General features: G+C 46.9%; 11 protein-coding genes. 3 read left to right on the forward strand and 8 right to left on the reverse strand.

Translation table 11 applies throughout. From position 1 onward, the window contains the following. The first annotated feature begins 48 nt into the window (after positions 1 to 48). From ACTNBF_RS11495 to ACTNBF_RS11505, 3 genes are all read left to right on the forward strand, one after another. On the forward strand, positions 49 to 1,527 hold the full coding sequence (locus ACTNBF_RS11495; protein WP_427807406.1) for a DUF1846 domain-containing protein: 1,479 nt from the start codon (positions 49 to 51) through the stop codon (positions 1,525 to 1,527). Positions 1,528 to 1,770: 243 nt separating this feature from the next. Next, positions 1,771 to 3,384: a CTP synthase gene (locus ACTNBF_RS11500; RefSeq protein WP_427820221.1), complete on the forward strand. Its 1,614-nt coding sequence runs from the start codon at positions 1,771 to 1,773 to the stop codon at positions 3,382 to 3,384. Positions 3,385 to 3,547: 163 nt separating this feature from the next. After that, a complete protein-coding gene (locus tag ACTNBF_RS11505; RefSeq protein ID WP_427820222.1) occupies positions 3,548 to 5,194 on the forward strand; it encodes a SulP family inorganic anion transporter in 1,647 nt (548 codons plus the stop codon). A 54-nt stretch (positions 5,195 to 5,248) separates the two neighbouring features. On the opposite strand, the gene ACTNBF_RS11510 is transcribed toward ACTNBF_RS11505, so the two are convergent. The 8 genes from ACTNBF_RS11510 to nrdG form a co-directional block, all read right to left on the reverse strand. Continuing rightward, positions 5,249 to 7,072 (reverse strand): ABC transporter ATP-binding protein, encoded by a 1,824-nt coding sequence (locus ACTNBF_RS11510; protein ID WP_427807412.1) that lies wholly within the window; start codon positions 7,070 to 7,072, stop codon positions 5,249 to 5,251. Then, positions 7,065 to 9,461 (reverse strand): ABC transporter ATP-binding protein, encoded by a 2,397-nt coding sequence (locus ACTNBF_RS11515; RefSeq protein WP_441089305.1) that lies wholly within the window; start codon positions 9,459 to 9,461, stop codon positions 7,065 to 7,067. The genes ACTNBF_RS11510 and ACTNBF_RS11515 overlap by 8 nt, the downstream gene beginning before the upstream one ends. A 1-nt stretch (position 9,462) precedes the next feature. Then, positions 9,463 to 10,029, reverse strand: coding sequence for a MarR family winged helix-turn-helix transcriptional regulator (locus ACTNBF_RS11520; RefSeq protein ID WP_427807416.1), 567 nt, complete (start codon positions 10,027 to 10,029; stop codon positions 9,463 to 9,465). Between the two features lie 199 nt (positions 10,030 to 10,228). Further along, positions 10,229 to 11,254 carry a threonine aldolase family protein gene (locus tag ACTNBF_RS11525; RefSeq protein ID WP_427820226.1) on the reverse strand — a complete coding sequence of 342 codons (1,026 nt, stop codon included), beginning with the start codon at positions 11,252 to 11,254 and terminating at the stop codon, positions 10,229 to 10,231. After that, complete coding sequence (thiD, locus tag ACTNBF_RS11530; RefSeq protein ID WP_427820227.1) at positions 11,251 to 12,057, reverse strand: bifunctional hydroxymethylpyrimidine kinase/phosphomethylpyrimidine kinase; 807 nt, start codon at positions 12,055 to 12,057, stop codon at positions 11,251 to 11,253. The genes ACTNBF_RS11525 and thiD overlap by 4 nt, the downstream gene beginning before the upstream one ends. Positions 12,058 to 12,075: 18 nt before the next feature. Continuing rightward, positions 12,076 to 12,732: an HAD family hydrolase gene (locus ACTNBF_RS11535; RefSeq protein ID WP_441089306.1), complete on the reverse strand. Its 657-nt coding sequence runs from the start codon at positions 12,730 to 12,732 to the stop codon at positions 12,076 to 12,078. Beyond that, complete coding sequence (thiE, locus tag ACTNBF_RS11540) at positions 12,729 to 13,367, reverse strand: thiamine phosphate synthase (protein WP_441089307.1); 639 nt, start codon at positions 13,365 to 13,367, stop codon at positions 12,729 to 12,731. The genes ACTNBF_RS11535 and thiE overlap by 4 nt, the downstream gene beginning before the upstream one ends. Beyond that, positions 13,360 to 13,860: an anaerobic ribonucleoside-triphosphate reductase activating protein gene (gene nrdG, locus ACTNBF_RS11545; RefSeq protein ID WP_427820230.1), complete on the reverse strand. Its 501-nt coding sequence runs from the start codon at positions 13,858 to 13,860 to the stop codon at positions 13,360 to 13,362. The genes thiE and nrdG overlap by 8 nt, the downstream gene beginning before the upstream one ends. Positions 13,861 to 14,242: the final 382 nt, after the last annotated feature.

Below are 14,242 nucleotides of genomic sequence, written 5' to 3' on the forward strand. Positions count from 1 at the left end.
ACTGTTAAGTGGAATGTCAATAATACACGCAGAGAGGGATGGTAACCAATGAAAATCGGATTTGACAATGAAAAATATCTTAGCATGCAGTCTTCACATATTCGTGAACGTATCAATAAATTTGACAACAAGCTTTACCTCGAATTCGGTGGAAAGCTTTTTGATGACTACCATGCAGCCAGAGTTCTTCCCGGTTTTATGCCGGACAGCAAGCTCCGCCTTCTTAAAGAACTTTCAGATACTGCCGAGATCGTCATCGTCATAAGCGCTGCCGACATAGAAGCAAACAAAGTACGCGGTGATCTGGGGATCACGTATGACACAGACGTTCTGCGTCTGAAGGACTCCTTTGAAGAAAACGGCCTCTATGTAGGAAGTGTTGTAATCACGCAATATTCCGGTCAGAACAGTGCACATCTGTTCAAAGGACGTCTGGAAAAGATGGGAATTAAAGTTTATATTCATTATATGATAGAAGGGTATCCTTCCAATATACCACTGATCGTCAGTGACGAAGGATACGGTAAGAATGATTATATTGAAACCACTCGCCCCTTGGTTGTTATCACAGCACCAGGACCGGGAAGCGGCAAGATGGCGACATGCCTCTCCCAGCTCTATCACGAACACAAACGCGGAATCCACGCTGGATATGCGAAATTTGAGACATTTCCGATCTGGAACATACCGCTCAAACATCCAGTCAATCTTGCCTATGAGGCTGCGACGGCCGATCTGAACGATGTCAACATGATTGATCCGTTCCATCTGGAAGCATATGGAGAAACCACAGTCAACTACAATCGTGACGTAGAGATTTTTCCGGTACTTTGTGCAATATTTGAGCGCATCTACGGAAGTAGTCCTTACAAATCTCCAACTGATATGGGTGTCAATATGGCCGGGAACTGTATCTGCGACGATGAAGTCTGCCGCGAGGCATCCAAGCAGGAGATCATCCGCCGTTATTATCATACTATGGACCGCTTTCTTGCCGGAAGCTGTCCACGTGAAGAAGCCTATAAAATTGAACTTCTTATGAATCAGGCTGGCGTTACCGTACACGACCGCAAGGTAGTAGATGCCGCACTGGATCTAGCCGCCGAGACCGACGGACCTGCCGCAGCACTGGAGCTTCCGGACGGAAAAATCGTAACCGGTAAGACTTCCAAACTTCTCGGTGCTTCAGCCGCCCTGATTCTGAATGCATTAAAAGAGCTTGCAGGCATTGATCACAGTGTACATGTGATCTCTCCGGCAGCAATCGAGCCGATTCAGAAAGTCAAGACAGAATATCTTGGAAGCCGCAATCCGCGTCTTCACATCGACGAAGTCCTGATCGCACTTTCCATCAGCGCTTCTACTGACCCTGTTGCAGAACTTGCCCTGAATCAGATTCCGAAGCTGAAAGGCTGTCAGGCGCACACCTCTGTCATGCTGGCAAATGTGGATGTCCGCCTGTTTCAGAAGCTTTCTATTCAGACAACTTCTGAGCCGAAATATGAGAAAAAACCAATTTACCAATAAGCACAAATTCACCATTCAAACTTTGTGATTTTTTTACACCCAGTCTGCAAAAAAAGATTGTATTTTCCTGTGGATTGGGTGTATACTTTTAAAGTATTTTATTTCACAATTATATTATTTACCGGTTTCATTTCGAACCGGGTTTGACGAGGAAGCCAAAGATTGATATCTTATGGTTTTTTTCGCTTTTTTTAGAGAAAAAATATAGTAATGGTATGAGCAGTATAGTATAAGGAGGTTATTATGGCAGTAAAATATGTATTTGTCACCGGAGGTGTTGTATCCGGTCTCGGCAAAGGAATCACAGCAGCATCCCTCGGTCGTCTTTTAAAAGCACGCGGCTACACGGTCACCATGCAGAAATTCGATCCATATATCAACATTGACCCGGGAACCATGAATCCGGTACAGCACGGAGAAGTATTCGTAACCGATGACGGTGCGGAAACCGATCTCGATCTCGGACATTATGAACGTTTTATTGATGAAAGTCTTACCAGAAATTCCAATGTTACAACCGGTAAAATTTACTGGTCTGTTCTGCAGAAGGAACGCCGGGGAGACTTCGGAGGAGGAACCGTCCAGGTCATTCCCCATATCACAAACGAAATCAAAAGCCGTTTTTACAGAAACCCAACCGCTACCGACACAGAGATTGCAATCATTGAAGTAGGCGGAACCGTAGGCGATATCGAAAGTCAGCCTTTCCTGGAATCGCTTCGTCAGTTCCAGCATGATATGGGGCATGAAAATGTCATCCTGATCCATGTAACCCTGATTCCGTATCTTCGCGCTTCTCAGGAAATGAAAACCAAACCGACTCAGGCAAGTGTAAAAGAGCTCCAGGGAATGGGCATTCAGCCGGATATTCTCGTCTGCCGTTCCGAACATCCGCTGGACGACGGCATCAAGGACAAAATCGCCCTGTTCTGTAATGTACCTGCAAGCCATGTTCTCCAGAATCTGGACGTAGAGTATCTTTACGAAGCACCGCTTGCCATGGAGGAGGAACACCTCGCATCAGTTGTGTGCGAATCCCTTCATCTTCCATGTCCGGAGCCGGACCTCAAGGACTGGAGAGAGATGGTAGACTGTCTGAAGCATCCTACTCAGGAAGTGACTGTAGCACTGGTCGGAAAATACATCCAGCTCCACGATGCCTATATCAGTGTAGTAGAAGCCTTAAAGCACGGCGGTATTTACAGTCATACTACCGTAAATATTAAATGGGTGGATTCAGAAACGGTAACTCCGGAGAATGTGGATACGATCCTATCCGATGTAAGCGGTATCCTCGTGCCGGGAGGTTTCGGAGACCGCGGTATAGACGGAAAGATCGAAGCAATCAGATACGCCCGCACACACAAAGTTCCATTTCTCGGTCTCTGTCTTGGCATGCAGCTTTCCATTGTGGAATTTGCAAGAAATGTGGTCGGATATCACGATGCACACAGTGTGGAACTGAAACCGGACACCACGCATCCTGTCATCCATATTATGCCGGATCAGATTGGCGTGGAAAATATTGGAGGGACCTTAAGACTGGGATCTTATCCTTGTGTTCTTGATGAGACAAGCAAGGCCTACTCGCTCTACGGCAAGAAAGAGATTTCCGAACGGCACCGCCACCGTTACGAAGTCAACAATGACTACCGTGATGTGCTGGAAAAGAACGGCATGAAGCTCTCCGGCTTATCTCCGGACGGAAGGATCGTGGAAATGATCGAGATTCCAGACCACCCATGGTTCATCGGGACTCAGGCTCATCCGGAACTAAAGTCTCGTCCAAACAAACCGCATCCGTTGTTTAAAGGTTTTGTAGAAGCCGCACTGGACTACCAGTCTTCTAAGAACTAATCCTTTATGTATTTGATTTAGTGCCTGAAGTTTGCCACTTCGGGCACTTTTTTTCTTTACCACATCTTTTCCCTCTGATATACTTATATTGGGAGTTATGAACCAGAAGGATATATTCACTTCGGGAACTACAAAAGTTTATCTAAAGGAGGAACAAGTAAACATGGGAACTTTCAAACCAATGCTGCTTACAACCCTGAAAGGCTATGACCGTTCACAGTTCATCAAGGATGTAACAGCTGGCATTATTGTGGCTATTATTGCGCTTCCGCTTTCTATCGCACTTGCACTTGCTTCCGGTGTGGGGCCGGAAGCCGGAATCTTCACCGCAATCGTAGCCGGATTCGTTATCTCTGCACTCGGGGGTAGTGCAGTACAAATCGCCGGGCCGACCGCAGCATTTGCAACCATCGTAGCCGGTATTGTCGCCAAAAGCGGCACCGACGGCCTCGCTGCGGCAACCATCCTTGCCGGAATCATTCTGGTCATTATGGGTATCTGCCATTTTGGCAGCTTAATCAAATTCATTCCATTTACAATCACTACCGGATTTACCGCAGGAATTGCCGTAACGATTGTCATTGGACAGCTCAAAGACTTCTGTGGTCTCACCTATCCGGAAGGCGTGAAGCCGATCGAGACTATGGAGAAACTGGAAGCATTTATCCAAAATATCTCTACCCTGAACATCCATGCCGTAATCGTCGGCCTCGTCAGTCTTGCCGTCCTGATCATCGCTCCATATTTTGCTAAGAAAATCCCGGGATCATTGATTGCCGTGATCGTCGGAATCCTGATGGTGAGATTCCTGCCTCTGAAGGTCAATACCATCGGGGATCTGTATACCATCAGTAACCGTCTGCCGTCATTCCATCTACCGTCCATGAGCTTTGAAATGATACGCACCGCACTTCCGGATGCATTTACCATCGCAGTGCTGGCAGCCATCGAATCGCTTCTCTCCTGTGTGGTTGCCGATGGAATGATCAACAGCAAACACCGTTCCAATACGGAACTGATTGCCCAGGGCGCCGGCAATATGGCTTCTGCATTCTTCGGAGGAATCCCTGCAACAGGAGCCATTGCACGTACTGCTGCCAACATCAAGAACGGTGGCCGTACTCCGATTGCCGGTATGGTACATTCTATCACTCTGGTTTTGGTTCTTGTCGTCCTGATGCCATTCGCCGGAATGATTCCTATGCCGACAATCGCTGCGATTCTTTTCATTGTTGCATACAATATGTGCCAGTGGAGACCGTTTGTTCGTCTGGTAAAGACTGCCCCAAAGAGCGACATCGCAGTTCTTGTCATTACCTTTATCCTCACCATCGTCTTCGACCTTGTAGTTGCAATCGAGATCGGAATGCTTCTTGCATGTCTGTTATTTATCAAGCGCATGAGCGATGAGACAAGTATAAGAGGATGGACCTATGCAGATGACGACAGTGAAGAAGTAAATAGTCAGCTTCGCGTACTTCCGCGTGAGATCAGCGTTTACGAAATCAATGGTCCGCTCTTCTTTGGCGCAGCTGACTCCATCGAACAAATCATCTGCCATAGCAAAACCAAATGTCTGATACTCCGTATGCGCGGTGTTCCGGCATTAGACAGCACAGCCATGAACTCTCTGATCGATTTATGGAAAAAATGTAAAGAAGACAACATTACGATAATCTTCTCTCATGTAAATGAACAGCCTATGAATGCACTGAATAAAGCCGGCTTTGTGGAAATGGCCGGAAAAGAGAATTTCTGCAGCAATATTGAAGAATCTCTGGAACGCGCAGAAAAACTGATCCAAATATAAAATCTTTCCATTGAAAAAGCGGGTGATGTCATATGGACATCGCCCGCTTTTTCTCTATGCACAGCTTGAAGCAGATTCAAACTGAGAATTATATAGCTCGGCATAAAAGCCGCCTTTCGCAAGCAATTCTTCATGCCTTCCCTGTTCGATAATATCTCCGTCCTTCATCACCAGAATTAGGTCCGCATCCCGTATCGTTGAGAGACGATGTGCGATTACAAAGCTGGTTCTTCCCTTCATCAGGTTATCCATTGCTTTCTGAATCTGGACTTCCGTTCTGGTGTCAACAGAGCTTGTTGCCTCGTCCAGAATCAGAATCTTCGGATCCGCCAGAATCGCTCTTGCGATCGTAAGAAGCTGTTTCTGCCCCTGGGACACATTGCTCGCCTCTTCATTTAGTTCCATCTGGTACCCGTTCGGCAGAGTCTGTACAAACCGGTGTACATGTGCCGCTTTCGCGGCCGCTACCACTTCCTCATGTGTCGCATCCAGCTTGCCGTAGCGGATATTATCCTCAATCGTTCCGTTGAACAGCCAGGTGTCCTGAAGCACCATTCCGAACATTTCCCTGAGCTCACTCCTGTTGAAATCCCTGACATTATGTCCGTCAACCAGAATCGCTCCCTTATTCACATCATAAAAACGCATCAGCAGTTTGATCATCGTGGTCTTGCCGGCTCCTGTAGGACCGACAATGGCAATCTTCTGTCCCTGATGTACCTCAGCCGAGAAATCATGGATGATCACATGATCCGGATTATAACCAAATTGTACATGATCGAACGTGACATTTCCTTCCAGTCCCTCCACAGAAACCGGATGTTCCACAACCTGGTCCTCTTCTTCTTCTCCAAGGAATTCAAATACTCGCTCGGAAGCTGCCGCCGTAGACTGCAGCATATTCGCGACCTGCGCTACCTGCTGGATCGGTTGGGTAAAAGAACGCACATACTGAATGAAGGACTGGATATCACCCACTTCAATTGTTTTGCGGATTGCCAGATATCCTCCAAGTATCGAAACACCGACGTATCCCAGATTGCCGACAAACTGCATGATCGGCATCATCATACCGGAAAGGAACTGTGATTTCCACGCCGACTGATAAAGGATCTCATTCGTCTCATCAAAGGTTCGGATCACATCCTTTTCTTTGTTGAATGCCTTTACAATATTGTGTCCGCCATAAACCTCTTCCACCTGTCCATTAATATGTCCCAGATATTCCTGCTGGCTCTTAAAGAACTTCTGAGAATGCTTTACGATCGTAGATACAAATATCATAGAGATTGGAAGAATCAAAAGTGCCACGACCGTCATCAGTGGACTGATGCTCAGCATCATCACCAGAACACCAATGAGCGTTGTCACAGAAGTGATCAACTGCGTTGCACTCTGGTTCAGACTCTGGCTGAGCGTATCTACATCATTCGTCACTCTGGAGAGTACCTCTCCGTGTGTCGTCTTGTCAAAATATTTCATTGGCAGGCGGTTGATTTTCTCGGAAATTTCCTTTCTCATGCGGTATGTCATTTTCTGTGATATTCCTGTCATAATAAATCCCTGCAGGAAAGACAGCAGCGCACTTACCGCGTAGAGGCAGAGAAGCGCAATCAGTATCTTTCCTATTTTCCCAAAATCAATCCCGTCGCCTCCGGATATCTTGCTGATCAGTCCGTTAAAGATCTCCGTCGTCGCTTTTCCAAGAACCTTAGGACCCAATATACTGAAAACGGTACTTCCGATCGCAAATACCGCGACAAAGAAAATGCCGATTTTATATACACTCATGTAATTGATCAGTTTTTTCATAGTCCCGCCGAAATCTTTCGCTTTTTCCGTTGATTTCATCGGTCCGTGTCCTCCGTGTCTAGGCATGCGCCATCTCCTCCTTTCCGGTCGTTCCCATATCTCCCGCAAGTTCCTTCTCGGACAACTGCGAAGAAGCAATCTGATAATATGCATCACAGTTTTTCAAAAGCTCTTTATGTGTACCGATTCCCGCTATTCTTCCCTCATCCAGAACGATGATCTGTTCTGCATGGAGAATCGTGCTGATTCTCTGCGCCACAATAATAACGGTACTGTCCTGCGTCTTTTCCTTCAAGGCAGCCCGCAGCGTTACGTCGGTTTTATAATCCAGCGCGGAGAAGCTGTCATCGAAAATAAAGACATCCGGCTTCTTCGCGATCGCACGCGCAATGGACAATCTCTGTTTCTGTCCTCCGGAGACATTGGTTCCGCCCTGAGCGATCGGACTGTCATATTTTTTACGCTTCTCTTCGATAAATTCTGTCGCCTGGGCAATCGAAGCCGCCTCTTCCATCTCCGCCTTCGTTCCATCCGGATTTCCGTAAAGAATATTGGATTCGATCGTACCTGAGAACAGTACCCCTTTCTGCGGAACATATCCCAATTTGTCCCGAAGCTCATGCTGAGTGATTTCCCGGATATCGGTTCCGTCGATCAGGATCCTTCCGCCTGTCACATCATAGAATCTCGGAATCAGGTTGACGAGCGTAGACTTTCCGCTTCCAGTACTTCCGATGATCGCTGTCGTCTGTCCAGGTTTTGCCGTGAAATGAATATCATGAAGCACATCCTCCTCGGCCCCCGGATAGCGGAAGTTTACATGATCAAACACCACTTCTCCTTTACTTCCTGCAGGGAGTGTTTCCGGATTCTCTGGATCCTCGATTGCTGTTTTACTCGCAAGAATTTCATCTACACGATCTGCAGCGACCGCCGCTCTCGGGAGCATGATGGACACCATACAGATCATTAAGAACGACATGATGATCTGCATCGTATACTGGATAAATGCCATCATATCACCGACCTGCATATTTCCGTTATCGATTCCATGCGCCCCGTTCCAGACGATCAGAATCGTAATTCCATTCATGACCAGCATCATGACCGGCATCATAAATGTCATCGCACGATTTACAAACAGATTTGTCTTCATCAGATCTTTGTTTGCATTATCAAAACGCTTCTCTTCATATTTCTCCGTACTGAACGCCCGGATAACAGAAAGTCCGGTAAGGATCTCCCTCGTTACCAGATTCAGACGGTCCACCATGTTCTGCAAAATCTTGAATTTCGGCATTGCCACGATAAATAATACCAACACAAGCAGAAGTATGAGCACAACCGCAAGTCCGATGATCCATGACATATCGACATTGGTCCGGAATACCTTGATGATTCCGCCTGCCGCCATGATCGGTGCATACATTACCATCCTCAGTAACATAACGACCAGCATCTGAATCTGCTGGATATCATTGGTACTCCTTGTAATCAGGGATGCCGTTGAGAAATGGTCGAATTCCGCGTTTGAAAATCCGACTACTTTCTTGAATACCCTGCTTCTTAAGTCACGTCCGGTTCTAGCCGCAACACGGGATGCCAGAAGTCCCACCATCACACTGGCAAGCATTCCAAGAAATGCTAGGCCGATCATCTTCGCACCTGTTCTCAGAATATAGCTGTTCTGAATTTGTTCCGTATCCATTCCCAGCTTTTCATACACAGTCTTTATATAAGCCGTAGCTGCCTGCTCCACGATCGCATCCGGCATATCATCCATTTTTTCTGCAATCTGTGCTACCATCTCTTCTCTCTGATCCTCAGAGAGCATTCCCAGAATTTCGAACATATCCGCTTCATCAATCTTCTGCATCTGCGCTTCAATCTGCGCCTGCATTTCTTCCTGCTGTTTCTTAGCAAGCTCCGGATTTGCCTCAAGAGCAGCCTTCTCCTCTTCTGTCATCTGAGAGGCGGCTTTCTTTGCCTTTGCCTCCGCCTGTGACTGAATGGCTGCTTTCATGTTGTCCTTCATCGATACTTCCATCTGTTTGGTTGTATCGCTATCAGACTCAAATCCGGATACCAGCAGCATCGGCTGTCCCAGGATTTCCGACAATTCCTGCACTTCTTCCTTGTCTTCGGCAGCTGATTCCTTCAGAACATAAACACTGCCTTCACAGTCATATCCGGTATCCGCCGTCTTCAGCTCATACGCCTCCAGCACCCGTTCGCTATCCTCCCTGCTCATAAACAAAAGCAGCCTCTCCATCTCCTCTTCGGTAACAGCTTCCGGTATCTTCTCGTCAATTCCTCCCTGCTGAATTCCCACATTTACAATGTCAGAAGTATAAGAAGGAAGTGACAGATCGCAGGTTGCCTGAACAATCAGGAAACCGATGATAACAACAATGGTCGCCGTATACGGTTTCAAATGTTTCAATAATTTTCTCATATCAACAACGATCCTTTCTTCTCGTTTTCACATATCCCTTTTCTGTCTGGTCCATATGGGGACATGTTTCCATTAATTCTTTCAGATTAATCTCCTTTACAGAAAAAAGATTTTCCCACATCTGCAGCATCAAACGCCGGAGCAGCAGCTTTTCTTCTACACTCATATCCTTGAACAGTACCGCATCTGCCTGATCCGCAATTGTCATTAACTTCTCTGTGCATTCCATCCCCTTCTCCGTGATCTGAATATTTACGATACGCTGATCCTTCTTGTCCGGTCTGCGCTCCACATACTCCAGCTTCTCCAGCTTCTGGATCGCGACCGTCACAGACGGCGGCTTCACCCCGATATGATCCGCGATCTCACGCTGCGAGAGCGGCCCTGCTTTTCTAAGAAAAAGCAAAATCCCGGCGTGTCCCGGCTTAATCTTCAAAGGTTCTATCAAGTGAATAATATACTGCACATTCATATGAAACACCTGATGCATCAAAAACAGTAATGGTATGTTTTTGTCACAGCACATGCCGGTACTGTCGCCTTCTCTCCGTTCATCCTGATACATCATCTCACCTCCAATGCTTAGATGTCTAACGGTTATTCTATGATTTATGTACAGAAATGTCAATTGTATGAGAAAAGATTTTATACTTTTATTATAATTTCTGCGCATTATTTAATTAGATATTTAACTTTATCTTTATCCCCCAAAACAAAAAAAAGGTCCACCGGACCTTTTTTTACGTATACATCTTACATTTTCATATTTACAGATCCGCCAGAAGTGATCTCACATTCTCCTCCGTCGTAGCCCAGCTGGTACAAAGCCGGATTACGCTGTGCGTCTCATCATATCTCTGCTGATATGTCACACCGTATTTTTCACGGATCTTCTCAAGCTTCTCATCCTCGATCATAATAAACTGCTGGTTCGTCACGCTGTCCATAAAGAAAGAATACCCTTTTTCCTTCAACCCTTCCTTTAAAATCATCGCCATATCGATCGCATGCTTTGCAATCTCAAAATACAACCCGTCCCGGAACAGCTCCAGAAATTGAATTCCCAGAAGACGCCCCTTTGCCAACATACCACCCTTCTGTTTAATACAGTAGCGGAAATCCGGTTTCAACTGGGGATTCATGATCACAACTGCTTCCCCAAAGAGCGCGCCGACTTTCGTACCGCCAATATAAAACACATCGCAAATTTTTGCAATATCCGCAATTGTCACATCCGTCCCCGGAGCCATCAGACCATACCCTAGCCTTGCCCCGTCGAGAAACAGATACAGACCGCATTCCCGGCAGACACGCCCGATTTCTTCCAACTCACCTTTCGTATACAGGGTTCCAAGCTCTGTCGGATGGGAAATGTATACCATCTTCGGCTGCGCGATATGTTCGTGTGACTCATCGCTCCAGTGCAGATCATGCGCATTCCTAATCTGCTCAGCCGTGATCTTGCCATCCTTCCCCGGAAGTGCAAGCACCTTGTGTCCGCATGCCTCCACCGCACCGGTCTCGTGTACATTGATATGGCCGGTATCCGCACACAAAACGCCCTGATATGGTTTCAGAGCCGACGAAATAACGGTAAAATTCGCCTGCGTTCCTCCCACCAGGAAATGTACATCCGCTTCCGGCGCATCGCACACCTTTCGAATCGCTTCTCTTGCCGCCTCACAGTAAGCATCCTCCCCATAACCGGTAGTCTGCTCCAGATTCGTCTCCATCAATCTTTCCAGAATTCTGGGATGTGCTCCCTCTGTATAATCACTGTTAAATAATATCATGACTGTTCCTCCGTAAATTTTCCGGTAACCGCAAAGGCATGGTTCATCGGCCCGCTTCCGCTTCCCAGATCCAGCATGGCCGAAAGCGCACCGGAAATATATTCCTTTGCCCGTTCCACCGATGTATCCAGATCAAATCCCTTCGCCAGATTTGCCGCGATCGCACTGGATAAGGTGCATCCCGTTCCGTGGGTATTCGGATTATCGATCCTTCTGCCGCAGAACCATTTTATGCTTCCCTCCCGATAAAGCAGATCATTGGCATCATTCAGCTGATGGCCGCCCTTTAACAGAACTGCGCAGCCATATCTGCGGCTGATCACTTCTGCTGCAGTTACCATGTCTTCCTCCGTCTTCACCTGCATATCGGCAAGCACCTCAGCTTCGGGAATATTCGGCGTCAATACCGTCGCCATCGGAAGCAGTCTCTCTTTCAATGCGCCGATCGCCTCCTCACTGATCAGCCTTGCCCCACTGGTGGCAACCATCACAGGATCCACAACGATATTTTCCGCATGATACACTTCCAGCTTGTCCGCAATCGTTTCAATCAATGCCTTCCCGGAAACCATTCCGATCTTCACTGCATCCGGCCGGATGTCCGTAAAAACCGCATCCAGCTGTTTTCCCAGAAAATCAGGCGTCACTTCAATAATTCCCGTGACACCGGTCGTATTCTGTGCCGTCAAGGCCGTGATTGCACTCATGGCGTAGACCCCGTTGACCGTCATCGTCTTAATATCCGCCTGAATACCGGCGCCTCCACTCGAATCACTGCCTGCTATTGTTAATGCTGTTTTCATCTCACACTTTCCTTTCTGCTATCCCTGCTTATCGAAGAATTTCATATAAGAATCCGATTCCTCCAGAACCACATCCCCCAGAGACTTGATTTCTTCCCAGTCTTTTTTGCTGCTTTCATCATAGATCACAGTCACCTTAAACCCGCTCTGTTTCGCCGTTCTGACCGCATGAACAGCATCCTCGAACACCCAGGTCTCCTCCGGAGTACTCCCCAATGTTTCCGCTGCTTTCAGGAAAATATCCGGCCGCGTTTTCCCGGCGCCGACCTCTCCGCAGGAAAAAATCCTCAAAAAATAATCCCGAACCCCGAGACGTTCAAGTGCTGCTCCGGCAAGTTCCGCACTTCCCGAAGTGGCAACCACCATTTTCACATTCCTCTTCTTCAGTTCATCCAGAAGCACCCGGACATCCTTCTTAAATCCCGCTTTCTCCCGATAAAACTTCTCAACAAGCTCTACAATCCCCGTAAGAATCTCTTCTGCCGTCTCAGGCATCTGATACTTCTCCTTCACATAAGCAGAACCTTCTTCCATGCTCATATGCATGATCGTATCAATAAGCCCATCCTCCGGAACAATTCCTTTCTTTCTCAGAAGCTGCTCAGTCGCCTCTTCCCAGATAGACATCGAATCCAGGAGTGTCCCGTCTACATCAAAAATCGCATATTGAATCACGCTTTCACCATCTCTTCCGTCCGCAGCTTCAGTTCTCTTGTCGCCGCTTCAATATCCTTTTTTGCAAAAATTGCACTGACAACTGCAACACCACATATTCCATTTCCCGCCAGTTCTGCCACATTTTCCTCTGTAATTCCCCCGATCGCCACAACCGGAATGTTTACTGCCTGGCAAATCTGCTTCAGAACCTTATGATCCATCTTCGAAGCATCTTCCTTGGTACTGGTGCCGAATACAGCACCGGAGCCCAGATAATCCGCCCCATGCTTTTCTGCCAGAAGTGCCTGCTCCACCGTCTTCGCCGTGACCCCGATTATCTTGTCCGGTCCCATTTTCGCGCGCACATCCTGCGCTTCCATATCACTTTGCCCCACATGAACACCATCCGCATCCACGGCAAGAGCGATCTCCACATTATCATTGATCAGAAGCGGCACATGATACTTTGCGCACACTACTTTCATCCTTCGGGCCTCTTCCAGAAACTCTTCTTCACTCAGATGCTTCTCCCGAAGCTGGATGCAGGTTGCCCCGCCTTTCAGGCACTTCTCCACCTGCTCCTCCAGAGTCTCTCCTTCCTCAAGCCAGCTCCGGTCCGTCACCGCGTATAATAACAAATCTTTCTTATCCATTTTCTCTTTCCTGCCTCAGATCCAGTATTCTCTGATTCCTGCTTCCCCGAAATACCAGCGTAAGATCCTTCTCCGCTTCCACAAATGGTCCATCCACCAATACATCTACATAGGAAAGCATTTCCTCTGTTACATCGGTAAATACTTTTCCACCGGGAATCAGATCGACATCATACAAATATCCCGTATAACACCAGATATTCTTACCCGGATACGTTTCCCGGATACGCCTCAGCACATTTACCAGCACCTGCTGATTCTCCGGTTCAAAAGGTTCTCCCCCAAGAAGCGTAAATCCCTGAATATAATCCGGTCTCAGCGCTTCCAACAATTCCGCCAGCGTCTCTTCAGTAAATGGACTTCCATACGCGAAATCCCAGGTTTCCGCGTTAAAACAGCCTTTACAATGATGTCGGCATCCCGAAACAAACAAACTGACTCTGACGCCCGGCCCATTTGCAATATCGCATTCTTTTATATTCCCATAATTCATGACATATCACCTACAATTCTTTTTTCAAATTTCACAGTAATCAGTCTATGGATTATTATAAGCGAATCAGCCTGTATTTTCAAGCCATTCCTCCCCAGCGAAAGGGACCATTCTAATACATATTTTTCTCTTCACATAATTCAGCCGTCCGGTAAATGACGGAACGTGCTTTCCCCTTCTGTTTTGCTTCATAAAGAGCCCTGATTGAGTCAAAGATATAACAAGGCATTCCATCACAGTCAGTAATGAAATGCCTTATTTGAAATTAATAACTCAAACTTCCCACACCGATAAGGTGTTCTGTACCTTGAAAATTCAATATTTCAGCCAATAAAAAGGGCATAAATAACGCTCTTTTGATATAATGGAATTGTCCAGAAAC

The organism is Bariatricus sp. HCP28S3_A4, assembly GCF_052066395.1.
Classification (GTDB): Bacteria; Bacillota; Clostridia; order Lachnospirales; family Lachnospiraceae; genus Allocoprococcus.